The 24,890-nt window shown below is 37.2% G+C and carries 22 protein-coding genes, 1 tRNA gene and 1 pseudogene; 7 read left to right on the top strand and 17 right to left on the bottom strand.

Annotated elements, in window-relative coordinates:
* Positions 1 to 344 precede the first annotated feature (344 nt).
* Both ACZZZW_RS12115 and ACZZZW_RS12110 read right to left on the bottom strand, forming a co-directional pair.
* Complete coding sequence (locus ACZZZW_RS12115) at positions 345 to 557, bottom strand: hypothetical protein (RefSeq protein WP_055903882.1); 213 nt, start codon at positions 555 to 557, stop codon at positions 345 to 347.
* 251 nt (positions 558 to 808) lie between these two features.
* Positions 809 to 1,678, bottom strand: coding sequence for an AraC family transcriptional regulator (locus tag ACZZZW_RS12110; RefSeq protein ID WP_055903879.1), 870 nt, complete (start codon positions 1,676 to 1,678; stop codon positions 809 to 811).
* Positions 1,679 to 1,861: 183 nt separating this feature from the next.
* Here ACZZZW_RS12110 and fucP point away from each other — a divergent pair, with 183 nt between their 5' ends.
* From fucP to ACZZZW_RS12095, 3 genes are all read left to right on the top strand, one after another.
* Entirely contained in the window at positions 1,862 to 3,172 is a 1,311-nt protein-coding gene (gene fucP, locus ACZZZW_RS12105) for an L-fucose:H+ symporter permease (RefSeq protein ID WP_463493720.1), read from the top strand.
* 6 nt (positions 3,173 to 3,178) lie between these two features.
* Positions 3,179 to 4,816: a UxaA family hydrolase gene (locus ACZZZW_RS12100; protein WP_463493718.1), complete on the top strand. Its 1,638-nt coding sequence runs from the start codon at positions 3,179 to 3,181 to the stop codon at positions 4,814 to 4,816.
* Between the two features lie 183 nt (positions 4,817 to 4,999).
* Positions 5,000 to 5,782 carry an L-fucose dehydrogenase gene (locus tag ACZZZW_RS12095; RefSeq protein WP_463493716.1) on the top strand — a complete coding sequence of 261 codons (783 nt, stop codon included), beginning with the start codon at positions 5,000 to 5,002 and terminating at the stop codon, positions 5,780 to 5,782.
* 304 nt (positions 5,783 to 6,086) lie between these two features.
* Here the strand turns inward: ACZZZW_RS12095 and ACZZZW_RS12090 are convergent, their stop codons facing one another.
* The 6 genes from ACZZZW_RS12090 to ACZZZW_RS12065 form a co-directional block, all read right to left on the bottom strand.
* Positions 6,087 to 6,716 carry a DNA-3-methyladenine glycosylase family protein gene (locus ACZZZW_RS12090; protein ID WP_463493714.1) on the bottom strand — a complete coding sequence of 210 codons (630 nt, stop codon included), beginning with the start codon at positions 6,714 to 6,716 and terminating at the stop codon, positions 6,087 to 6,089.
* Between the two features lie 177 nt (positions 6,717 to 6,893).
* Positions 6,894 to 6,980: transfer RNA gene (locus ACZZZW_RS12085), tRNA-Leu, on the bottom strand.
* Between the two features lie 87 nt (positions 6,981 to 7,067).
* Positions 7,068 to 7,832, bottom strand: a complete 765-nt coding sequence (locus ACZZZW_RS12080) for an MBL fold metallo-hydrolase (protein WP_463493712.1) — start codon at positions 7,830 to 7,832, stop codon at positions 7,068 to 7,070.
* 43 nt (positions 7,833 to 7,875) lie between these two features.
* Entirely contained in the window at positions 7,876 to 8,148 is a 273-nt protein-coding gene (locus ACZZZW_RS12075; protein ID WP_055903999.1) for a hypothetical protein, read from the bottom strand.
* 587 nt (positions 8,149 to 8,735) lie between these two features.
* Positions 8,736 to 9,386, bottom strand: a complete 651-nt coding sequence (lolA1, locus tag ACZZZW_RS12070) for an outer membrane lipoprotein periplasmic chaperone LolA1 (protein ID WP_055903838.1) — start codon at positions 9,384 to 9,386, stop codon at positions 8,736 to 8,738.
* Between the two features lie 61 nt (positions 9,387 to 9,447).
* Positions 9,448 to 12,045 carry an FtsK/SpoIIIE family DNA translocase gene (locus tag ACZZZW_RS12065; RefSeq protein ID WP_463493709.1) on the bottom strand — a complete coding sequence of 866 codons (2,598 nt, stop codon included), beginning with the start codon at positions 12,043 to 12,045 and terminating at the stop codon, positions 9,448 to 9,450.
* A gap of 905 nt (positions 12,046 to 12,950) precedes the next feature.
* On the opposite strand from ACZZZW_RS12065, the gene ACZZZW_RS12060 reads away from it, so the two are divergent.
* Positions 12,951 to 13,607 carry an ankyrin repeat domain-containing protein gene (locus ACZZZW_RS12060; protein ID WP_463493707.1) on the top strand — a complete coding sequence of 219 codons (657 nt, stop codon included), beginning with the start codon at positions 12,951 to 12,953 and terminating at the stop codon, positions 13,605 to 13,607.
* A 68-nt stretch (positions 13,608 to 13,675) separates the two neighbouring features.
* Here ACZZZW_RS12060 and ACZZZW_RS12055 read toward each other — a convergent pair whose 3' ends face one another.
* The 6 genes and pseudogenes from ACZZZW_RS12055 to pyrF all read right to left on the bottom strand — a co-directional run bounded on the left by ACZZZW_RS12055 (position 13,676) and on the right by pyrF (position 17,889).
* Positions 13,676 to 13,894, bottom strand: coding sequence for a PspC family transcriptional regulator (locus ACZZZW_RS12055; RefSeq protein WP_086545426.1), 219 nt, complete (start codon positions 13,892 to 13,894; stop codon positions 13,676 to 13,678).
* Positions 13,895 to 14,004: 110 nt separating this feature from the next.
* Positions 14,005 to 14,220 carry a hypothetical protein gene (locus ACZZZW_RS12050; RefSeq protein WP_055903824.1) on the bottom strand — a complete coding sequence of 72 codons (216 nt, stop codon included), beginning with the start codon at positions 14,218 to 14,220 and terminating at the stop codon, positions 14,005 to 14,007.
* Between the two features lie 51 nt (positions 14,221 to 14,271).
* Positions 14,272 to 15,555, bottom strand: coding sequence for a DUF2851 family protein (locus ACZZZW_RS12045; protein WP_463493704.1), 1,284 nt, complete (start codon positions 15,553 to 15,555; stop codon positions 14,272 to 14,274).
* 96 nt (positions 15,556 to 15,651) lie between these two features.
* Positions 15,652 to 16,560, bottom strand: a complete 909-nt coding sequence (locus ACZZZW_RS12040) for a DMT family transporter (protein ID WP_463493702.1) — start codon at positions 16,558 to 16,560, stop codon at positions 15,652 to 15,654.
* Positions 16,561 to 16,608: 48 nt separating this feature from the next.
* A pseudogene (locus tag ACZZZW_RS12035) lies at positions 16,609 to 16,917 on the bottom strand (GxxExxY protein); the annotation flags it as partial.
* 132 nt (positions 16,918 to 17,049) lie between these two features.
* Positions 17,050 to 17,889 carry an orotidine-5'-phosphate decarboxylase gene (gene pyrF, locus ACZZZW_RS12030; protein WP_463493700.1) on the bottom strand — a complete coding sequence of 280 codons (840 nt, stop codon included), beginning with the start codon at positions 17,887 to 17,889 and terminating at the stop codon, positions 17,050 to 17,052.
* A gap of 425 nt (positions 17,890 to 18,314) precedes the next feature.
* Between pyrF and rho the strand changes: the two genes are divergently transcribed.
* Positions 18,315 to 20,069, top strand: coding sequence for a transcription termination factor Rho (gene rho, locus ACZZZW_RS12025; RefSeq protein WP_055903813.1), 1,755 nt, complete (start codon positions 18,315 to 18,317; stop codon positions 20,067 to 20,069).
* Positions 20,070 to 20,134: 65 nt separating this feature from the next.
* Positions 20,135 to 20,830 (top strand): CDP-diacylglycerol--serine O-phosphatidyltransferase, encoded by a 696-nt coding sequence (pssA, locus tag ACZZZW_RS12020; RefSeq protein WP_463493697.1) that lies wholly within the window; start codon positions 20,135 to 20,137, stop codon positions 20,828 to 20,830.
* A 112-nt stretch (positions 20,831 to 20,942) separates the two neighbouring features.
* Here pssA and folK read toward each other — a convergent pair whose 3' ends face one another.
* Complete coding sequence (gene folK, locus ACZZZW_RS12015) at positions 20,943 to 21,449, bottom strand: 2-amino-4-hydroxy-6-hydroxymethyldihydropteridine diphosphokinase (protein ID WP_463493694.1); 507 nt, start codon at positions 21,447 to 21,449, stop codon at positions 20,943 to 20,945.
* A 40-nt stretch (positions 21,450 to 21,489) separates the two neighbouring features.
* On the opposite strand from folK, the gene sppA reads away from it, so the two are divergent.
* Positions 21,490 to 23,256 (top strand): signal peptide peptidase SppA, encoded by a 1,767-nt coding sequence (gene sppA, locus ACZZZW_RS12010; RefSeq protein ID WP_463493692.1) that lies wholly within the window; start codon positions 21,490 to 21,492, stop codon positions 23,254 to 23,256.
* Positions 23,257 to 23,344: 88 nt separating this feature from the next.
* On the opposite strand, the gene ACZZZW_RS12005 is transcribed toward sppA, so the two are convergent.
* Entirely contained in the window at positions 23,345 to 23,512 is a 168-nt protein-coding gene (locus ACZZZW_RS12005) for a hypothetical protein (protein ID WP_463493690.1), read from the bottom strand.
* 671 nt (positions 23,513 to 24,183) lie between these two features.
* The gene (locus ACZZZW_RS12000) at positions 24,184 to 24,813 is read right to left on the bottom strand and encodes a hypothetical protein (protein ID WP_463493688.1); all 630 of its coding nucleotides are present in this window, start codon (positions 24,811 to 24,813) and stop codon (positions 24,184 to 24,186) included.
* Positions 24,814 to 24,890: the final 77 nt, after the last annotated feature.

Here is a 24,890-nt window from a genome sequence, read left to right as displayed (position 1 = left end):
CAACATTAAAATAAAATATGTTAATAATTAACATAAAATAAATGCACCACCATGCATAATTTAAGATAACTTAACGTTATAATTACACTAACCAAATAACTATTTATATGAGCACATTCCTTTTAATCACCGCGGCATTTTATATTATTTCCTTTGGATTAATGTTATACTGCTATTTCTCCGCTGAACAGATTTCCAGTGAAGACGAAAATTTTTAATCAGTTCTATTTCCCGTCATCAAAATTAACGTCTCCCTTTAAATAAAATACATTTGGCTTTCTCACAGAAAGACAATAAACTGTATGGCCAAACTTAGTCCACGTTCTTCTTTAAAAAATTATTGATTATTTATTTGCGATCCACTTAATTAAGTAGGGTGCTGCACCAGTGTACCATAAAACTGCTGAGATTAAAAATATAGCAATCAGGATCCACAGAATTGGCCATCCTTCAAATTTATGCTTTGAAGCCGGGATATAAGACTCATCAAGTTTATTATGGTCATTGTCCATCCTTTCACCCCTTTTTTCTGGTTTCGGATTAGATATATTGCTCATAAAATATTTAGTTAGGAATGCAAACTTAAGCTATAAACCTATAAATCAAAAATTAGTTTTAACATATGTATAATTTAATTTCAAAAAGAAATTGAAAAAACTCAGAAAGCTATACAAAACAGCCCTCATTGAGTCAAATACTAACAAAAGCCAAATTCTTTGCAATTATTTTAAATACAGTGATCAAAAAATAGGCTAAAAACCTGTAGCATAGTGAAGTCAATTTATTAAAATAAGGCCTTCGGGTATTTTTATTGTTTGGAAAATGCCTGCTGGTATTTTAACGGGGTTTTGCCAGTAATTTCGCGGAAGTATTTATGGAAACTGGTAAAGTTGTAAAAGCCGCAATCGTAACAGATTTCTTTTACCGTAAGGTCGTTTTCAATCAGCAGTTTGCAGGCTTGTCCCACCCTTATTTCGTTCAGAAACTGTGTATAGGTTTTTCTGCTTTTGGTTTTAAAAAACTTGCAAAAGGAGTTGGGACTGATTTTCGCCACGGCGGCAATTTCTTTCAGTTCGATTTTATTTTTGTAGTTGCTGATGGTGTAATTGTAAATTGATTGAATCCTGTCTTTTTCATTCTCCAGGAAATTGGGTTTAAAACCTAATGAAACCAGGATACTTTTCTCCTCACAGTTGGCTATTTCGGTTAAAACCTCCAACAGCTTAATGATGCGCATGGTACCTGTAGCCGCAATAATCTGCGGCATTAAAGCAGCGATCTTTGTTTTAGAGGCACCCTCCAGTTTAATTCCCTGTTTAGATTGTGCGATAACTTTTTTGAGTTCCTGATTCTCGGGAAGGTCTATAAATTCCTTTCCCAAAAAATCTTCTTTAAAATGGATCGCATATACATCAACAGATTCATCGGTTGTTTGCTCAAAAAACTCAGGATCGAAACGCCAGTAATGCGGCAAATTGCTCCCAAGTAAAACAACATCGCCATCACTAAAATTTTTAATGCTATCACCGATAAACTGCGTGCCCCTACCCTTTTTGATGTAGATTAACTCCAAAGCAGAATGGTAATGCCACAAGTTGTTTACATCGGGCATAATATCTCTTCGGGCACTAAAAGAATCTACCGTATTGGTAGATACATTGAGTAAATGCGGTTTCATAAATTCTTAAAAAATCAATCTAATATGCAGTAATATTTCGCAATGTATAAAATTGAGACAATATCATTTAATAATTAGATCATAAAGTTAAATTTTTATTAGCACTTATCGGCTTAATTTGTAAAGCAACATCTCACCATCCTAGGCAGATTTTGCTTAACCAATACCATAACCAAATCAAATATGAGCCACACCACATCAACAAATTTTAAAGTCTCTGATGTACCAAATAATGGTAAAGGATACTTATTTCCATTAATTTTGGTTACCAGCCTTTTTTTCTTTTGGGGCTTTGTACACAATCTCGATCCGGTATTAATTCCGCATTTGCGTAAAGCTTTCCAATTGAATGTTTTCGAATCCACATTGGTCGATTCTTCGGTGTTTATTGCTTATTTTCTTTTGGCCCTGCCTGCAGGTTACATCATGCGGAAGTATGGTTATAAAAGCGGTATCATATTGGGGTTGGTATTGTTTGCAATTGGTTGTTTATTGTTTATACCCGCGGCAAATACGGCAAAATACATCTTTTTTTTAGGTGCCCTTTTTGTAATTGCTTGCGGTTTAACCTTTTTAGAAACAGCAGCAAACCCTTACGTTACAGTATTGGGACCGCCAGAAACAGCAACACAGCGTTTAAACTTTTCACAATCTTTTAATGGTTTAGCAGCATTTTTAGCCCCGGTTTTAGGAGGCAAATTTATTTTTACCGAAGCTAAATACACTGATGCCGAACTGGCTAAACTGCTTCCTTTAGAAAAGCAGGCTTATGTGCTCGAAGAGGCTTCTACCGTGAAAGCACCATATTTAATTTTAGGCATCCTGATTATTGTGGTTGCTGTGCTGTTTATTTTTACTAAACTGCCCGATATTAAAGAGGAGGAAACTGGAAATGAAAAAAGTTCTTTTGGCCATGTTTTAGGGCATAAGCATTTACGCTGGGCCATTATCGGGCAGTTTTTCTACGTTGGCGCACAGGTTTGCGTACTCAGTTTGTTCATCAGTTTTATCACATCATCTGCAGGAATCAGTCAGTACGAAGCAAAATGGTATGCTAGCGCGGCAGGATTAGCTTTTCTGCTCGGCAGATTTGCCGGTACGTTTTTTATGAGATTTGTTGCTCCCCACAAACTGTTAATGCTTTATGCCGTCATCAGTGCAGCGCTCACCCTGGTGTCCATTTTTGCAACCGGAATGATAACTGTGTATGCTCTAATTGGAGTAGCCTTTTTTATGTCGATCATGTTCCCTACCATATTCTCATTAGGCATAGCAGGTTTAGGTAAAGATACCAAACTGGGTTCGTCGTTAATTGTAATGTCGATTGTTGGAGGAGCTTTTTTACCACCGGTATTGGGTTTAATATCAGATGCCGCACATAACATACAATACGGCTACCTGGTACCTTTCGTTTGTTTTTTAGTGGTATTTTATTTTGGATGGAAAGGCTGGAAACCCAATCATATAGAAAAAGAAATAAGTTTAGAAGTATAAGTAACGATGAAAAAATTAGTCATTAAGATTAACAGTGCAGATAATGTTTTGGTTGCGTTACAGGATTTGCCAGCACAAACCACAATAGTTTACGATGGGCATACCTACATAACCGTTGAAGAGATTGCGGCAAAGCATAAATTTTTTATGCAGGATATGAAAGCGGGTGATGAGGTGATAATGTATGGTGTTTTGGTAGGTAAGGTTCAGTTTGATGTAAAAACAGGCATGCGGTTGAATGTAGAAAATACCAAGCATGCTGCCGAACCCTTTGCGTACCGCAATGTTAATTTTAAGTGGGAAGCACCCGATGTAAGCAAGTATGCGCAAAGGAGTTTTAATGGCTATCACCGTAAAAACGGAGCTGTTGGTACAGCAAACTACTGGCTTTTCATTCCAACTGTGTTTTGCGAAAACAGAAACCTTGATATCATTAAGGAATCGTTATATAGCGAATTGGGTTATGCTGTGGATGCTCAATACAAATCTTACACACACAAACTCGTTCAGGCCTTTGAAAATGGAGAAGATATTAACAACATCAGCTTTGAGCCTAAAGTCAATAGCGCCAACCGCACTTTTAAAAATGTAGACGGGATTAAATTCCTCACCCATAATGGCGGTTGTGGCGGTACACGGCAAGATTCGGATACGTTGAGCAAGCTATTGGCCGCTTATGCCAACCACCCAAATGTAGCGGGCATTACGGTTTTAAGCTTGGGCTGCCAGCATTTACAGGTTGCAGATTTTAAACGTGATCTTTTTGCGCTTGACCCTGATTTTGATAAACCTCTTTTAACTTTTGAGCAGCAAAAAGCACAAAGTGAAGAACAATTGATTCAAAATTCGATAAAAAGTACGTTTGAAGGATTAATGTTTATTAACCAGCAGAAACGCGAAGCAGCACCTTTAAGCAAATTATGTGTAGGTGTAAAATGCGGTGGCAGCGATGGATTCAGCGGAATTTCTGCCAACCCTGCCGTTGGTTATTGCGCCGATTTATTGGTAGGCTTGGGTGCGAAAGTTTTGTCTGCAGAATTTCCTGAGTTGTGTGGTGTAGAGCAAGAGATGATCGATAGATCTGTAGATCGACCAACGGCAGAGAAATTTATCCGCTTAATGACAGAATATGACGATTTAGCGCATAAAGTTGGTTCGGGTTTCTACATGAACCCTTCTCCGGGTAATATTAAAGATGGTTTAATTACCGATGCAATAAAATCGGCTGGTGCTGCACGTAAAGCAGGTTCTTCGCCAGTTGTAGCTGTTTTGGATTATACTGAACCGGCAACCAAGCCCGGCTTAAGTTTGGTTTGTACACCCGGCAATGATGTGGAGGCCACCACCGGAAAAGCTGCCGCAGGCGCAACTTTAATTTTATTCACGACTGGCTTAGGTACTCCAACAGGAAATCCGGTTTGCCCTACCATTAAAGTGGCAACAAATTCAATTTTGGCCAAACGCATGAGCGATATTATCGATATTGATACCGGCGCAATTATAAATGGGGAGAAAACCATTAACGAAATGGGGGAAGATATTTTAGAATACTGTATCAAAGTGGCCAGTGGTGAAGAAATCCCTAAAGCAGTACAACTCAATCAGGATGATTTTATTCCATGGAAAAGGGGTGTAAGCCTTTAGGTGATGGATAAGATCTTCGATATAATCTCAAAAGATTCATTGCTTATTTAAGTGAACGAATGTCAAAGTAAGCGTAGTCGAAGATCAATCTTTTATGGTTACTGAATAATAGTCTTCAATTACGCTCAACTGATAATCATGATTATTTTGCTATTAAATACAACAACAAAACATTAACCAAATATGAATTTAAATTTAGACGGAAAAATAATACTTGTAAGCGGTGGTGCAAAAGGAATTGGTGCTGCTATTGTTAAGGCTTTGGCCATAGAGAAGGCGTTTCCGATCATCATTGGCAGAAATGAGGATGATAATCAAAAAATGCTTCAAGAGGTTAAAGATTTAGGTTTAACAGCCGATTATTTCACCGCAGAACTTACCGCGCCCGAAAGCTGTAAAATTATTGTTGATGCTATTTTAGCAAAATACAACAGAATTGATGGTTTGGTGAACAATGCCGGTGTTAACGACGGTATAGGCCTTGAAAACGGAACCTATGAAGCCTTTATGGAATCGTTGCATAAAAACGTAGTACATTATTATTTACTGGCCAAACATGCCTTGCCTGCACTAAAAGTAAGCAAAGGTGCTATCTTAAACATCGGGAGCAAAACTGCAGAAACCGGTCAGGGCGGAACTTCTGGTTATGCTGCATCCAACGGTGCCCGCAATGCGCTCACGCGAGAATGGGCTGTAGAATTATTGCCATTTAGCATTCGCGTTAATGCCATTATCGTTGCCGAAGCCTGGACTCCGCTATATGAAAAATGGATCGGTTCTTTCGAAAACCGGGATGAAAAACTGAAAAGCATTACCGATAAAATCCCATTTGAAAATAGAATGACAACCGTTGATGAAATAGCAAATACCGCGGTGTTTCTGTTGTCTGATAAATCAAGTCATACCACGGGCCAACTAATTCATGTAGATGGCGGTTATGTGCATTTGGATAGGGCTTTGTTGTAAAAATCCCTCGGTCTGTGTCTCCACTTACCGAAATGAAAATAAAGTTAATGGTCTGTGAGGACACAGACCATGGGTTTAAATACAGATTTATATTTAATTCATGCTTCCTCGGTCTGTGTCCCCACAGACCGAAATGAAAATTAAGTTTAATGGTCTGTGAGGGCACAGACCATGGGTTTAAATACAGATTTATATTTAATTTATGCCTCCTCGGTCTGTGTCCCCACAGACCGAAACATATATAACCTAATTGCATTAAGATTCCCAATTGAGTCAGGAATGACGTAACTAGCTAAGGAATATATTACTTTCTCTTCCTTTCTTCCAGGTAAACATGCCATAAAAGCATAGTGGCGATGGTTCGGTAAGGTTTAAACTGATCAGCAGCAGCCAATACCTCATCTTTACTTGTACCCGCCGCCAGGCCCTTTACTTTTTTCAAAGCATTAACCGCTGCCAAATCACCTATCGGAAAAACATCGGTGTGGTGGAGCATAAAAATCAGGTAAATATCCACTGTCCAATCGCCGATTCCTTTAATTGTTTTCAGCTTGCTCCGGATGCTATGATCATCCATCTTTTCCAGTTCGCTTAATGATAATGATCCGCTGAGGAGGCTTTCAGCCAAATGGCGGACATAAACTGTTTTTTGTCTGCTAAAATAACAGTCTCTCAACTCCTTGTCGGTAAGTAATAACAACTTTGCTGGCGTAGGCTCACCTATTTTCTCTTTCAATTTATTGAGCGTAGCCAATGCCGAAGCCAAAGAAACCTGTTGTTCTAAAATGATGTGCACCAGCGATTCGAAGGTATTGGGCCTCGACCAAAATGGAGGATAACCATACTGATCTAAAATGGCTTGCAGATCTGCATCTCTGTTGGCCGTTAAATCGCAAAGTTGGTGGAAGTTGGCTTGATCAAAGGTTTCGAACATGAAAGTGATTTTATTCAAATTAAAAGCAAGAGTCAATTTACCGCCGCTTAACAAGTTATCCTTGACAGCCGGTTGCCACAGATAACGTTTGCCAGCTACATATAACTAAGGATTGTATATTAGATTTATATCTAATAAATAAACGCCTTGCAAAATATTGCAAGGCGTTTTTATTTTTGGTACCCAAGAGGAGATTCGAACTCCCACACCCATACAGGCGCCAGCCCCTCAAGCTGGTGCGTCTACCAATTTCGCCACCTGGGTTTGTATTGCACAATATATAAATTGCTATTAAAATAGCCACCTAATTTGTGCTGCAAATATAATTTAATTTTGGATTTTAAAAAGCCTTTAAACTTCTATTTTTAAACCATCGTAAGCCAGTTTTATATTTCCTGGTAAATCTTTATCTACATCGGCATGTTTACCCAAATTATGGCTAATATGTGTAAGGTAAGTAGTTTCGGCCCCTACCCTGTTTGCAAAAGCAATGGCTTCGTTTAAGGTGAAATGAGAAATATGCGGCTCATTTTGCAAGGCATTAAGCACCAACACCTTTGAGCCTTTTATTTTTTCGAAACTTTGCGCTGATATGGTTTTGGCATCAGTGATATAAGTAAAATCGCCAATCCTATAGCCGGTAATCGGTAGTAAATGGTGAATTACTTCGAAAGGAATAATGGTACTTTGGCCGATTTTAAAATCTTCTCCATTGGTTACCGTATGCAGGTTAATTTGCGGTAAACCATGGTATTTGGTTTCGGCAAAAATGTAATAAAACTCTCTTTTTAAAGCCGTTTGTACCCTTTCGGTGGCATAAACATCTATTACCTTATGCAATAAATAATTAAACGGCCTAATATCATCCAAACCGGCAATGTGATCTTTATGCTCATGAGTAAACAGAACGGCATCAAGATCTTTTACCTGCTCACGCAAAAGCTGGTAACGAAAATCTGGTCCGCTATCTACCACGATGGTTTTATCGGCTGTTTCAATTAAAATAGAAGTTCTTAAACGGTTATCTTTCTTATCAGAAGATAGACATACCTCACAGGTACAGGCAATTACAGGAACGCCTTGTGATGTACCGGTACCTAAAAAAGTAACTTTCATCTGCTCAAACTTTCCTTTCTAAAATGGCTGTGCTGTATCTTCATTAAAATAATTCGGTTTGTTGTAGGGATTGATAAAACTGACGCTGTTTTTCGTCTAAACCGTTTTCATCTGTATTGGTCTGTTTTACAAGTGTAACCAATGCGGCAATTTTTCCTTCCAGGTTAGAAAATTTATTCACTACAATTACCTTATTGTGCTCGAGCAAACAAGAACCTGTTTTAAAGTTCCCTTTCTCGTAGCGCACCTTATAACCCATTGCGAAAAGCAGGGCTTCTAATTTCTCTAAAGTATGGTTTGTTAGTGATAATGACATTGGAAACAAACTTAGATAAATCTGCGCAGCATTCATAAACACATGATGAAAAATTTATCAACCACTATGTTCATTTCGAAAAATCAGCGTCATCTCGACCGGAGCAAAGCGTAGTGGAGAGATCTTTGAACTAGACTAAAAGATCTCTCCTCCAAAGGAGCTCCTTTGGAACACTGCGGTGGAGACGATTCATTGTAAAACCTGTCATCGAGTTCCTGTATTTTAGCCAAATGCTAACTTCTATCAGTGTTCAGGAACCGCGTTCGATCCCTACCAGTTTTATTGAAATGTGCTAACCTTATTATTCTAAAGAATTTATTCGATTTTTTGAATGTTGCTAGAAAACCATTGTTTCTTAAAAGGAATGTGCCACTTAAACCCGACAGTAGCAGCAGCGCCCGATTTTTCATCGGGCCTATAGCGAATGGCGGGACTAGTGTAACCTAAGAATTACTGTAAATGCTTTCCAAAAAAGCAATATATAGCCTGCGATACACCTAAAAATCTGATTTCAATAAAACTAAAAAAGGTTCAGTTGTTTCCAACTGAACCTTTTATGTTTCATCCGCTTGGCGCAGAAATTATGATTATCTTAAATCTACCACTTCAACACCAGGATATTTCTTTGCGTCGAAAGCAAAAGTAGTTTCTGGGACATTTACATTAGGTGAAAAAGTTTTCACGTTGTAAGTATATTTATTCCCGTTTTTATCAAATAAAACAACATTTGCAATTTGCTTAGCAGCTTTATCAATACTTAAACGCACTTTAAAAATCGATTTTTTTGCATCCACAGGAGTTAAATCAATCATTTGATAAGTTTTAGCACCAGCTTTTTCTTCGCCAGTATAAACATATTTAAATCCTTTTTCATAAACCGTAAAAATCTTTGCGGGGTTAATGGCGTCACCGCTGTTATCTACATTGCTTACCTGCACTTCTTTATCTTTTTTAAGGTAAGTCCACTGGCTTTTACCATCACTAAACAACTCCTGGTTAGTCATGGCAACTTTGTATTTGTTAGAGTTGGCTTTAACGTATAAAGTACCTTGTTGTGTTTCTTTTACTTTAGCTTTTGGATTATCCAGGGTAAAGGTAAAATCAGTTTTTACAACATTATACGATTTGTATTTTTTACTTACCTCAGCTAAAATTGCTTTAGCTTTCGCATCAGTTTGAGCATAGGTTGATGTTGTAAAAGCAACTACAACCATCAATGCTGAAATTAATTTCTTCATCTTTTCTTTTTTAAGTTTTTTCTTTGAAACGTTAGAGTAGATTTTTTGGTATTGGTTTAATCTAGTCTTTGTCGTTCATGCTATTCAAGAACTGTTCCAAAGCGTATTCATCAGGATATAAAACCTCACGGGCCTTACTTCCTTCAAACGGACCAACAATACCGGCAGCTTCCAACTGATCGATAATCCTACCTGCCCTGTTGTATCCTAACTTAAGTTTACGCTGTATTAACGACGTAGATCCTTGCTGATGCATCACAATCAATCTTGCAGCATCTTCAAAAAACTTATCGCGTTCATTTGGGTCGAAATCAGCTTTGCTTCCCTCGCCTGCTTCATCAACATATTCTGGCAGCTGATAAGCATCTGCATAACCGCGCTGGTTACCGATATATTCAGAAATACGATCAACCTCAGGTGTATCAACGAAAGCACACTGTAGCCTGATTAAGTCGCTCCCCGTAGATAAAAGCATATCACCACGACCGATTAACTGATCGGCACCACCACTATCTAAAATGGTACGCGAATCGATTTTCGACAAAACCCTAAACGCTAACCTTGCCGGGAAATTGGCTTTAATTGTACCCGTAATAATATTTACCGATGGCCGCTGTGTAGCCAAAACCAGGTGAATACCGATTGCCCTTGCCAACTGAGCCAAACGTGCAATTGGGGCTTCAACCTCTTTACCGGCCGTCATCATTAAATCGGCAAACTCATCAACTACTAACACAATGAAAGGTAAAAACCTGTGCCCGTTATTAGGGTTAAGCTTGCGCTTGATAAACTTATCGTTGTACTCTTTTAAATTTCTTACCTGTGCATCTTTCAATAAATCATAACGCTGATCCATTTCAATACAGAGTGAATTTAAAGTATTTACTACTTTTTTGGTGTCGGTGATAATCGCATCAGCCTCACCAGGGAGTTTGGCCAAAAAGTGCCTTTCTATCCGGTTAAATAAAGTTAACTCTACCTTTTTCGGATCAACCAATACAAATTTTAATTGCGCAGGGTGTTTTTTAAATAAGAGGGATACCAGAATGGCATTAATACCTACTGATTTACCCTGACCGGTTGCTCCGGCCACCAATAAATGGGGCATTTTAGCTAAATCGGCTATAAAAACCTCGTTACTAATGGTTTTACCTAAGGCAATCGGTAAATCCATAGTGGTTTGGCTCCACTTTTCGGTATTTAAAATACTGCGCATCGGCACCATTTCAGGGTGTTGGTTAGGCACCTCAATACCAATTGTACCTTTACCGGGCATTGGGGCAATAATACGGATCCCTAATGCGGCCAGGGAAAGTGCAATATCATCCTCAAGGTTTTTAATCTTCGAAATCCTAACCCCTGGCGCAGGAATAATTTCGTAAAGGGTAACCGTTGGGCCAATTGTTGCCTTAATCTTATCAATTTCGATATTGTAATGGTTAAGGGTTTCTACGATTTTATTCTTATTGGCTTCTAATTCTTCGGCATTAACTGAAATTTTATTGGTACCATAGTTCTCCAGCAAATCGATTGTAGGATATTTATAACCTGATAAATCTAATTTCTCGTCATAATTACCAAACTGCTCAACCAGATCTTCTGATTTTTTTTCTTCTTCTGTTTTCTCAATTGTAAAAGCAGGTTCTTTTTCTACTTCTATTGGTGGCTCAACCGTTAATGGCAATGAAGCAGCCGCAGCAGTGGCCAGAGGTAAATTTGTAGCCAATGGAGACAATACAACCGGTGGAGCTATTGTTTCTTCCTCTTCTTTTTCTTCGTAACGGCTAGGCTGTAATACTACATTCTGTTGTTTACGCTCATTACTTACAGGTGCTTTATCGCGCACGGGGAACTCAATTGGCTCAGTTGGGTCTTCAAAAGTTTTGCTTTTTACCGATTGTTCCCTGATGTCGTTAACATAATCTGGTGTCTCATTATCCAGGTAAACTTCTTTCTCTTTACGCTCAGGAAATTTAAAATCGATATTGTATGCAATTATTAAAATGGTTAAACCAGCAAAGGCAATTAAACCGGCAACTCCAGCTGCCCCAATTTGGGCACCCAATAATTTATTGCTCCAATAACCAAATTCGCCCTCTAAATAATGTGGTGATTCTGACCAGAAACTGTGCGCAAAACCTAACGTTAAAGAAATAAATAATAAAAAGAAAAAGCTATAACCCAATGTTTTAGAAATGGAAAGGATTTTAACCTTAAATAACAAACGGTAGCCGATAATAAAAAAAGCAAGTACAAATAAAAATGAGGCAATACCGAACCATTCGTAAATAAACTGGTGCGATAATAAAGCACCAAATTTACCCAACCAGTTTTGTACTACTGGAGTGGTTACCCCGGCTTCTTTAAGCTCATCGGTTGTTTTAAAAAGATTGCTCCACCCACCATTGGCATCAATTACATAACTCTGATCATCTTGCCAGGTAAATAAATACGAAGTAAAAGCAATTAAAAAATATAGCGACAATATCACAAAAAACAGACCTACAATTTTAATTGCACGCCCATCAGCCAGATCGAAACTTGGCAAAAATTCTCGTTTTTCTTTTGCCTGGCGGCCTGATGATGATCTGCCGGGTGCACTTTCTGCACCTTTATCTCTGAATGTATTGGTTTTAAACTGGTTACCCCTTACCGACATTTTCTATCCTAAATAATTTAATATTGAACAAACTTAGATAAAACTGCGCAGCATTAACGAAAGCCTTACAAAAAAAATAATCACTTATCGCAACTGATACTGTAATAAGCAGTTTTACTACCTCATTTATTATAATTACATCTAATTAACCACGATAGAAACATTAACTATCTTTAATTTAGTGTAATTCTATAATCCGCCTTAAATTAAATAAAAATATTCATCGGGCATTAAACCTTAAACAGAAATTAGCGTCTATTATTTTAACAACGCACAAGTTGTTACGTTTTGTCAAATGAGACGGATTTTGTTTTAGGTTTTATCCCGTTTTACCTGGAGAGGTTAAACGGGATTTTTATTGTAGAATATAATCAAACACACTTGGGTTAATAGTTGGCTTATTTTAGAAAAGCAGGGTTCGGTGCTTTTAGGTTATAACAGTCCTGCTACCGCTCCAAGTCCTTTCCCGATGGAAAAATCGGGATCCGGGCTTTCCGCTTTATCAGGTTTATTTTACTTAAAATGGTAATTATTAGGCTTCTAACTAAGTATAACAAATGATTTTTGGGGCACGAACATAGCGGCAGGTATTAAAATTATGCCTAAAAAAGTGGGTTTTGCGTTAGGGATTGTAAGGGTTCAGTACCGATTTTTCATCGGTACCGGAGCGCAGCGCAGCCCTGAAAAGCCCGGCCCTTGCGTAGCTTGGGTAACGCCCAAATCAATTAACAGTTTTCAGTTAGCAGTTTTCAGTTGACAGCTTTCAGTTGACAAATACCAGTTTCCAGTTAGCAGTTTTTTAAGGTACTATATCTTGATAGATTGCCTTACACTATATATATTTAAGCATTAATTTAACATTTTCTTATTTTTTGTTAATTTAAAGCGATTTATGAAATAATATTATGAGCATAGCGCAACTTGAGGAGCAAATAGAAACAGGAAATCTACAATCGGTTAAAGAAATCCTGATTGAAAATCCAAAACTGGCAAATGTTGACACCTCTCATCACATTTCTCCGTTATTATTGGCCTGTTATTACAAAAAACAGGAAATAGCCGATTTAATTGCAGAATTTGTTGATAATATTACCTTATTTGAGGCCTGCGCTGTTGGCAAATTTGATGCCGCGTCGCAATTAATTTTTCAAAACCCTGATGGTATTAACCAATTTTCGGAAGATGGTTTTACTCCACTTGGCTTAGCTTGTTATTTTGGGCATGAGGATTTAACCCGCTTTCTGGTATTAAAAGGCGCAGATGTTAACCTGGCATCTAAAAATGGGTTTAATGTTTTTCCAATCCACTCAGCAGTTGCTGCAAATAATTTCAACATCACCAAAATGCTTTTGGATGCTGGTGCGTATCCTAATGTTTGTCAGAAAGCAGGGTTGGCTCCTTTGCACACGGCAGCACAATTGGGAAATATAGAGCTGATTATTTTATTGCTTGAACACGGCGCTGAAGTTTCTTTACGAATGGAAGGTGGAAAATTGCCGGCAGATTTAGCCGCAGAAAAGGGTTTTAATGAAATAGCCGAAATTTTGAGAGATGATGATTAGTTTCCAGTTAACAGTTTATAGTTTTCAATTGATTAACTTCAAATCAAAATTAGAAATTTCAACTAAAATCATTCCCAAATTCTAAGGCGCATTCTTTTCATGTAAGTCCTGATATCAAGCACTACTGCTGCTAAAAAATAAAATAATATCGGGAAACCTACCGCTAAAAAAGAGGAGTAGATAAAAAACAAACGGACTTTGGCAGTGCTCATATTTAACTTACTGGCTAAATAGGTAGAAACCCCAAAACTCTGTTGCTCAAAATAAGTTATAATTCTCTGGAACATATTAAGCTTATTTTAAAAATTATAATAACGGCAATATTAAATCAATTATTGCAAACCCTAATCTAATAAAATTAATCGGTTAACGGTGCGATTAATTTTTAGGCTGAAGTTTATGCCAACACGAGTTTTTCAAAATCCTGTTTATCTTCATGTTTTATAAAAAGCGTTTGTTGCTCTTCTAAATCTGAAAATTTATCGATCAAATCTGCTTTAAATTTATGAATGTCGACATCTTTGTTCAAAATAACAGTTAATGCATCTGCATTTCCTCTTACTTCTATAATCTGATTTGGATAAAGTTCTTTTAGTTCGTGTGGGAATTCCATAATTTAAAAACAGATTATAAGGTAGAAAGTTTTGTGTGCAATTGTTATTGGTTAGGCTTGCTTTAAAATTTTAATTCCAATACCACAAGATAAGCATTTTTTCTGATCACAATATTGCTTTTTTAACTGCAAAATTCCTTGTGAAGCAAAAGCGTGTTCCATTTTAACGCCTGCACTCATAAATTTATCAGTAATGGCATTTTGCTCGGCGGGCAGACTTTCTAACAATTTTATCGAACTATTGATATAAAACTGTGTGGCTATATGTTTTCCGTAAGCAAATAAAAACAAGGCAACAGTGTTTAACAGGGTATTATCTACGGATGTTTTTCCAATTTGGATACCACCAGCAGCAGTTTCTTTTTTAAAATGATAATGCGTTTTCCAGTATTCATTTACAGGTAAATTTTCGAACAGCATGCGCAATTGTGCTACATCTTTAATCTCCATAACTTTTGAAAAAAGATGATTGGTTTTTACAATTAATGCTGCAAACTGTGCCAGCCGGATGGTTGGGAAATTTTGCGGGCGCATTCTCATAAATTTCCAAAGCGAAACTTCTACAGGCTTGATGTTATATTTCTTTCGGAGAAACTGAAATTCAGCCTTTAGTTTATTTGGATACTCTTCCTCAAAATCATCATTTAAAAAACCAGCAGCACCAAATACCAATGCCTCTATTTGGTATGGATTATTTTTATGCTTGGCATATATTTGTTGTGGAACAGCTTTCGCCAACAGTTCGAATGGAAGGGCATTTACTTTGAAACCAAAATTACGCGCCATAAAACGGTAAAAAGTTTCATCCCAATTGCCTTTAAGTTCATTTAGCGTTTCGGTAACAGCACGCGTTTTTTCTTCAAAACGCTCTATTAAAGTGCGGGATAAAAATGAATTGACTATTAAATTATCTACCGTTCCAATTTGAGCAATACATGGAAAATCAGTTAATGTAAGAAACAGGTTTTCGTATTTTTGAATGAATGCCTGAGAAACCCTGTTCTTTAATTCTAAAACCGGTACTGTAGAATTATCTATTCTTTTAATCTCTATATCATGCTCAAAAACAACATGCAGAATTACATTTTCGTATGCAGGATTAATCTGATGATTGTGTTTTAGCCAATCTGATGATTTGAGATGGATTTCTACATTCCCTGCCCATGTAGTTGTACCAATCTCAACTTTCGCGTAAAAAAAATCTGGACCTGCGTTATTATTAAGTAAACCCGGATTAATAATTTTCAGGCTTTCTCCATTGGTAGTTTGCAACCCATTGTTATCAAACGACCTGAACTGCCATACATAATGAAGAAAATCTTCAGGAAAATTCATCCCTAAAAGTAATAAAATATTCTTTAATGTAGTATTAAATAAATTTATTTGTCGTAGTAAAGTATTATTAAGTAATTATTATAATACAATTTATGTTTATGCTTCTATAACTTTTATTTTCTTTTTATAATTGGTTATAAATACCCCGGCAATAATCAAAGCAGTGGCAACCACTAAATCCAACCCTACTTTTTCATTTAAAATGAGCCAGCCTAAAAAGATTGCAATGATGGTATTGAAATAAGTAAGGATAGAAACTTCGGATGCAGAAACTTTTTTAAGCGCATAATGGTAGCAAAAATAGCCTAAAACGGAACCAAAAACTGCCAGGTAAACCGTTGCAAATATGCTTTCTATCTTCCACAAACTTACATCGGCTTCGCCAGAAAAAATCTTGGCTAAACCCAATTGAATAATGGCTGAAAACACAAATTGATAAAATAGGTTTAAGAAAATATATTGTGGTTTACCGCAATGTTTTTTTGAATAGATGGTGCCGATTGTCCAGCCTGATACAGCAACAACCAGAGATAAAATCCCGTTCCGGTAACCGGGTTCAAGTAAATCATTCAAACCATCTCTAAAAATAAAAACGATACCTAAAAAACCTATAAACACACCAATAAAGCCCTTTAAACTTGCTTTTTGAATCCCCAAAAACACACAACCCATAAATACAAGCAATGGAGAGGTTGCATTAATCAGAGAAGCCAATCCGCTTGGAATGGTTTTTTCTGCTACGGTAGTCATTCCGTTTGCAATTACTACCATTAATATCGATAAAAGTATCTGCCTTTTAAAGCTTGTCCATCCGATCCATTTTAATTCTCTCTGTTTAATCAGGAGCACAAAAATTATTAAAGATGCTATTGCCTGACGGATAGCGGTAACATACCAGGCAGGAATACTTTTTACAGCCACGCTAATTGCTAAGTACGTTGTACCCCATATCAGTGCTACGCCAAATAAGGCGAGTATAAGTTTAAGATCTATTTTCGATTTCATGATTGATATATGTTTAACCACAGATGGATACAGATAAACACAGATAGTCTAGAGGTTGTAACCGCTGAGCATTCTTTTTATTTCAACTCTGGGCTTACCAAAATTTATGATTAAAACACATTGTCTGTTACAAGCGATCAAATAGTTCATTAATTGTGCCTGGTGAATATCGGTTATTACTTTAGCTATTTTTAATTCAATCACAACTTCATTTTCAACAAACAGGTCTACAAAACAATCTCCAACAACCTGATCATCATAAAAAACTTGCAATGCATGTTATTTTGTGACGATTAATCCAGCTTTTTTAATTTCAACAAACAATGCATTTTCATATACCTTTTCTAAAAAACCACTCCCAAAGTATTTGAAACTTTATATGCAGCTCCAATTATTTTTTTGGTGATTTCATTTAGATTATCCATAAAACCACTTTATTAGAAATATTTCAACACAAGTGATGAAAACCCAAATCTGTGTTTATCCTTTTTATCTGTGGTTAACTAGTTCAGCAGTAATGAGAATCTGCTCCATTTCTTTTTGCAGTTTCAATGCTTCTTCCCTTGCTTTTTCGGCAAAATCTTCTCCATTGCCGGCATAAATAATTCCTCGAGAAGAGTTGATCAGTAATCCACATTGCGAATTTAATCCATATTTACATACTTCATTTAAATCGCCACCTTGTGCGCCAACACCTGGTACCAAAAGAAAATGATCTGGTGCAAGTTTTCGTACATCGCCAAATGCGGCACCACGCGTTGCACCTACTACATACATCATCTGTTCATCTGTGGCCCAGGTTTGGGAGGTTTTAATTACTTTTTCGAAAAGTTTATCTTCACCAATCTCCTGCAATTGAAAATCGGCATGGCCTGCATTTGATGTTAAAGCCAATAGAATTACCCATTTATTTTTGAAAGTTAGAAACGGAGTAACCGAATCGCTTCCCATATAAGGTGCTACGGTTACCGAATCGAAACTCATTTCGGAAGATGCAGCATTAAAAAATGTTTCGGCGTACATGGCCGAAGTGTTGCCAATATCGCCACGTTTTGCATCTGCAATAGAAAAAATATCTTGCGGAATATATTTCCAGGTTTCGATTAATGTTTCCCACCCCTTTTTTCCATAACATTCATAAAAGGCAGTATTTGGTTTGTAAGCTACGCACAGATCTTTTGTTGCATCGATGATTTGTTTATTGAATTCCAAAATTGGATTTTCGTACTTCAACAGGTGTTTTGGAATCTTATCTAACGAAGAATCTAATCCGACACATAAAAAAGAACGTTTTTTTTGTATCTGCTCGAAAAGTTGTTGCTTGGTCATATATGGGCTTATTTGCTGCAAATATGAAGATTTTTAAGCTTTCTGAGCGACAAAATAATCCTCACATGAAATATTTTTATAAACATTTTAAACTTTTGCTTGCAGATTACGTTTCAAATACATACAATTGCAACATAATTTCTCAACCGTTTATCTGAATATCCCAGAAAAATTTATCAAGACTTGTTTTTTGTTACCATTTTTTAAAAGCAAAATTTGCTTTTTATTCAGCTTATAAACAATTATGAAACAATGTGAGCATTTTCTCTAATGAACTCATTTAATGTTTTATAGCCTTAAGAACTTATACACAATGAAACTGCCGGGCATACGCTAACACAAATATATTTAAGCCTGTGTAGATTTATAACAGAAAACATCCGTTATAAACAAATGAAAAATTTCTTGAAACATATATATTTAGAATGTTTAGTAAAACAGAATTAAATGATAAGCTCACAACAGAATTACGTGAGCTAGCAAAAAGCTATGGCATTGAAGGTGCCGACTCCCTAAGAAAAATCGACCTTGTTGAGGTTCTTTTACACCAACAAGAAATTATAAATGCCGCTAAAGCCGGTGCAGACCCTTATAGCGAAATTGAACCTGTTGCAGCAACTCCTGCACCTAAAACAAAAGCTACAAAAACTTCTAAAGTTGCTGCAGCCGCTGCCGCTTCTGTAGCAGTAGCAGAAAACGCAACCGTGGCTGATAAGCCTGTTGCAGCAGATAAACCTGTTGTTGCAGATAAGCCAGTTAAAAAGAGAGCCCGGTTAAGTAAAGATGAACCTGCAGCTCCAATTGAAAGAAGAAGAGATGCCGTAACTTTGTTTGATGAGCCGCAACACCATCAGCAGCCAGATAGAATTGTTGAATCTGAGGAAAGTGTAAAACCCATCTCAGCTTTAATTGAAGAAAGTGCAGAAGTACTGCCTGTAGCGCCAAAACAAAAACAAGAGCCAAAAGAGAAACAGGAAAAACAACAACGTGATGAAAACCGCCCGCAAAAGCAACCAGGCGGAGGAAATCACCACAAAAATGAAAACAGTTATTCAAACCTGGATTTCGATAATGTAATTACAAACGAGGGTGTTTTAGAAATTATGCCTGATGGTTACGGTTTCTTACGCTCTGCAGATTATAACTATTTAACCTCTCCTGATGATATTTATGTATCGCAGTCGCAAATAAAACTTTTTGGCTTAAAAACCGGAGATACTGTAAAAGGTAGCATCCGTCCGCCAAAAGAAGGCGAAAAATATTTCCCATTGGTGCGTGTAGAAACCATTAATGGCAGAATCCCTGCCGAGGTTCGCGACCGTGTTCCTTTCGATTATTTAACACCTCTTTTCCCTACCGAAAAATTAAATTTATTTACGGATAACAGTAACTACTCTACCCGTATTATGGATTTATTTACACCAATTGGTAAAGGACAGCGTGGTTTAATTGTAGCGCAACCTAAAACAGGTAAAACCAATTTATTAAAAGAAGTTGCCAATGCAATTGCCAAAAACCACCCGGAAGTTTATTTAATTATTTTATTGATTGATGAACGCCCTGAAGAGGTTACCGATATGGCACGCAGTGTTAGGGCTGAGGTTATTGCCTCAACTTTTGATGAACCGGCCGAGCGCCATGTTAAAATTGCCAATATTGTTTTAGAAAAATCTAAACGTTTGGTAGAAAGCGGCCATGATGTGGTAATCCTTTTAGATTCGATTACCCGTTTGGCAAGGGCTTACAATACAACTGCACCAGCATCAGGTAAAATATTATCAGGTGGTGTTGATGCAAATGCATTGCATAAACCTAAACGTTTCTTTGGTGCGGCACGTAACATCGAAAATGGTGGATCATTAACCATTTTAGCTACTGCATTAACCGATACAGGTTCTAAAATGGACGAAGTAATTTTCGAAGAATTTAAAGGAACCGGTAACATGGAGTTACAGTTAGACCGTAAATTATCTAACAAACGTATTTTCCCTGCTATCGATATTACTGCATCGAGTACCCGCCGTGATGATTTATTACTTGACAGAGATATTTTACAACGTGTATGGATTCTACGTAACCACCTTGCTGATATGAACAGTCAGGAAGCGATGGAATTTGTTCAATCTCAAATTAAAGGAACAAAAAGCAACGAAGAGTTCTTAATTTCGATGAATAGCTAAATAAGTTTGGCGTTTGGGGTTTGGAGTAATTTGTTTCAAACCCCACGCGCTTAGCGCCCAACCCCATGCTAAAAAAACATCTCCCTAATGCGATTACCTGTGCAAACCTTTTATCAGGCTGTATCGGAATCGTTTTTGCATTTAAAGGAAATTTAGAAACCGCAGCTTATTTCGTTATTTTTTCAGGAATTTTCGATTTTTTCGATGGAATGGTTGCCCGTTTATTAAATGTTAAATCGGCAATCGGGAAAGATCTCGACTCTTTGGCAGATATGGTAAGCTTCGGTTTTTTACCTGGTGTAATTATGTTCCACCTTTTAAAAGCAAGCGATTATTCATCTGATTACCTCCCTTATTTAGGTTTTCTAATTACTATTTTTTCAGCCTTGCGTTTGGCTAAATTCAACAATGATGAAAGGCAGACTGAAGATTTTATTGGTTTAAATACGCCAATGAATACCTTATTTATCTGTTCATTGCCTTTTATTGCCAAAGATTATCCTCAAATTATTTCTTCCAGTATTTTACTTATCGCCATTACTGTTATAACAAGTTTTTTACTGGTAAGCGAAATCAAAATATTTTCATTAAAATTCAGCAATCTCAGCTGGGCAAAAAATAAAATTAAATTTATCTTTCTTATCCTATCAGCTGTATTAATTGCCGCATTAAAATTTGCTGCAATTCCGTTTGTGCTGGTTTTATATATTGCTTTATCTTTTCTGCATTTTAAGGGAGCTAATGCGAATAATAAGGTATAATTAAGAAAAAGGTCAACCAGAGCAGTTAATCTCTTTTGATTTTCATTAATAAAATCCTTTTACTCCGCTTATACTTACATCAACAGAAGATCAACATTAATAATTTATAAAATCAAAGCTTTTTAACCTCCAGTTGATCTTCGATGTTTCGGCATATTGATAGCATTGTTTCGCCCAGTAGAGGGTGTACAACATCTGGTGCAATCTCTGCCAAGGGTTCCATTACAAATTTCCTTATTTGCATGTGAGGATGTGGCACCTGAAGTTTATCGGGAATATTGATGACTTGATTTCCAAATAAGATAAGGTCAATGTCAATCAAACGTTCGCCCCACTTATCTTTTCTAACCCTGCCCAATTCCTGTTCAATACCCAACGCTAAATCCAAAACTGCTAATGCACTTAAATGAGTTTCCAACGCTACCGCCTGGTTTAAAAAAGCTGGTTGATCGGTTTTACCCCAGGCAGCCGTTTCGTAAAGGGATGAAACAGATGTTACCTTGCCAATTTTATCACTTAAAAGTTCGATGGCTTTTTTTAAATTTCCTTCCCTATCCCCTAAATTTCCACCAAGTAACAAATAAGCAGTGTGGTACTCTAAAGCTTTATTAAGCATCATGTATTTTTATATCTTTACAGCACAAAATTAAAACATTTAAATGAGAGAATTCTTTAAGTATTTATTTGCCTCCATGTTGGGCTTTTTCTTATCGATGGTGATTATATTTATTATCTGCTTCGTTATTGTTGTAGGTGCCATATCATCTATCGATAGCGATAAAACAGTTGTAGTATCGAACAATTCGGTACTGTTTTTAAATTTAGACCAGCCCATTACAGAACGTACACCAAAAAACCCTTTCGGAAACCTGCCAATAGTTGGTAGTGAAGAAAAAGACGGCATTGGTTTAAACGACTTTTTAAAAGCGGTACAGAAAGCAAAAACAGACGATAATATTAAATGTATTTACCTAAATGTAAGCAGTCCGAATGCTGGTTATGCCACCTTACGCGAGGTGAGGAATGCATTGATTGATTTCAAAAAATCACATAAAAAAATTATCGCATATAGCGAAGTATATACACAAGGTGCTTATTATCTGGCATCAGTAGCAGATAAAGTATATTTAAATCCAGAGGGGGCATTAGAATTTAAAGGATTTAGCTCAGAACTTACTTTTTTTAAAGGAACATTGGAAAAAGTTGGTGTAGAAATGCAGGTTATCCGCGTAGGAAACTATAAAAGTGCTGTTGAGCCATTTATTTTGGATAAAATGAGCGATTATAACCGCAAACAGGTTACAGCTTATGTTGGTGGTTTGTATAACACTTTTTTAAGCGACATTGCACAGAGCAGAAACATTGAAAAAGACAGTTTATACAGCATTGCTGATAACTATAAAGTACAACAGCCACAGGATGCGGTAAACTTTAAGATGATTGATGCATTAAAGTATAAAGATCAGATTTTAGAAGAATTAAAAGGATTATCCGGCCGAACCAGGGGTGAAAATATCCGTTCGGTTAGCATTAACGACTATGCCAAAAATAATACCGATAGCGGTGAAGGAAAAGATAAAGTAGCAGTAATTTATGCAAATGGTGAAATTAATGGCGGCGAAGGTTCTGATAACCAGATAGGTTCGGAACGTATTTCGAGAGCCATTAGAAAAGCACGTTTAGATGATGATATTAAAGCTGTTGTTTTGCGTGTAAATTCTCCCGGAGGTAGCGCTTTGGCTTCGGATGTAATTTGGAGAGAGATTGTACTCACCAAAAAAGAAAAACCTGTTATTGCCTCTTTTGGAGATGTGGCCGCATCTGGTGGTTATTACATCGGCTGTGCAGCAGATAGTATTTTTGTTCAGCCAAACACCATTACTGGCTCTATTGGTGTGTTTGGCATTATCCCGAACTTTCAAAACTTAATGACCAACAAGTTAGGAATAACCTTTGATGGGGTTAAAACAGGTAAATATGCCGATATTATGGCTACTAACCGCCCTATGACAGCAGGTGAGCGATTTATTATTCAGAATGAATTGAACCGGATTTACAGCGGTTTTGTAAGCAGAGTGGCCGATGGCAGAAAGAAAAGCAAAGCATATATCGACAGCATTGGCGGTGGCCACGTTTGGATTGGAACTGATGCCGTACAAATTGGTTTAGCAGACAGAATAGGAAGTTTTAACGATGCGGTTAAGGCAGCAGCTAAAAAAGCTAAACTGAAAAAATATAAGGTGGTAGAATACCCTGATGTTATTGATCCATGGAAATCGTTAATGGATGAAGGTACAGATAAGGTTAAAACCTATTACACTAAACAAGAACTTGGCGACAATTACATGCTTTACCAGCAAATGAAAAAGGTTATAGCAAGTTCAGGAATTCAGGCCCGAATGCCTTTTGAAGCAGTAATTAAATAACATAAAACCCCGCAGACCAAAAAACCTGCGGGGTTTTGCAATTATAGGTTTCATTAAACGCTGGGTTTGCGTTAGGGATTGTAAGGGTTCAGTGCCAATCTTTCATCGGCACCGGAGCGTAGCGCAGCCCTGAAAAGCCCGCCCCTTGCGTAGCTTTGGTAACGCCCAAAAGAAAAATAAGCAATATCGTTCCTTTAATATGGACAGAAAAACTCCAGATCATTTGTCTTGTCCATGGTAAATAGCCAATAGCCATATCGTATGTCCCCGCAAGCAATTGACCATTAAACTATGACCTAATTAACTTCTTTTCTATTCTACCAACTTCCACTCCGGATGCAAAGTAAGGTATGTAGCATTAACCGAAGTATTGACCGGATGAAAATAATGTAAACATAGCAGAGCACCAAAACCTGCCGGGTTATTTATAAAATGGATATATTGTTAATAGTCCATAGTAAATAGCTGATAGCCATGTATGTCCCCGCAAGCAATTGACCATGAACCATTAAACTATGATCTAATTAACTTCTTTTTTATTCTATCAACTTCTACTCCGGATGCAAAGTAAGGTATGTAGCATTAACCCAAGTTTTGACCGGATAAATAATGTAAACCCCGCAGACCAAAAAACCTGCGGGGTTTTGCAACTATAGGTTTCATTAAACGCTCGGTTTGCGTTAGGGATTGTAAGGGTTCAGTGCCGATTTTTCATCGGTACCGGAGCGTAGCGCAGCCCTGAAAAGCCCGCCCCTTGCGTAGCTTGGGTAACGCCCAAAAGAAAAATAAGCAACATCGTTCCTTTAAAATAGACAGAAAAACTCCAGATCATTTGTCTCGTTCATGATAAATAGCCAATAGCCATGTTGTATGTCCCCTCAAACAATTGACCATGAACCATTAAGCTATGAGCTAATTAACTTCTTTCTATTCTATCAACTTCCACTCCGGATGCAAAGTAAGGTAAGTAGCATTAACCGAAGTATTTACGGGATGAACAGTGATGGAAATACTTCTACCTTTTAAAAATTCAAAGCCTATACCCTCTTTTTTAGCATCATAAACGGCAACAGTATCTTTATCTGCATTTAAATAGGCTGAGAGTTTTTTGATAGCTGGGAACTTCTTTTTTGTTTCTTCTATCGTGCTACCAGTTGTCAGGCCATCCCGGGTTTTAAACTTATCTGAAGTAATTCTGATTTGTTTAACATCTTTCACCCGCATACTCGTATCACGATAGGAAGAATATACGGCAATTTCGTTGCGCTGATTCCCCGTAGAATCTTCGCTGTACCAAATGCCCCAGGCTTTTCCCATTGCGGCATCACCTGCATTTGGCCTTCCTAACTTTTTCCCAACCTGCTCCATATCTTCGCCAAGCGTAATTTCGCCAACAGCACGGCCAGCTACAATTAAAAAACGCTCATCTAAAGTTTGTAGTGAAGCAGCAGTTGTTTTAGCTGATGAATCAGCCTTGATTTCACCTGATTTAGTGTTGGATTTACATGCCGCCAAACCTATTGATAGCCCTAAGAGTGCAAATTTTATATTTTTCATGAGTGTAAAACAACACTTTACTAAAATTGTGTTTTAATTTATAAGCACTGAACAAGATTTGAGGCATTATTTCCTAA

The organism is Pedobacter sp. AC379 (genome assembly GCF_979258145.1).
This window is presented reverse-complemented; position numbering and strand designations above follow the sequence as displayed.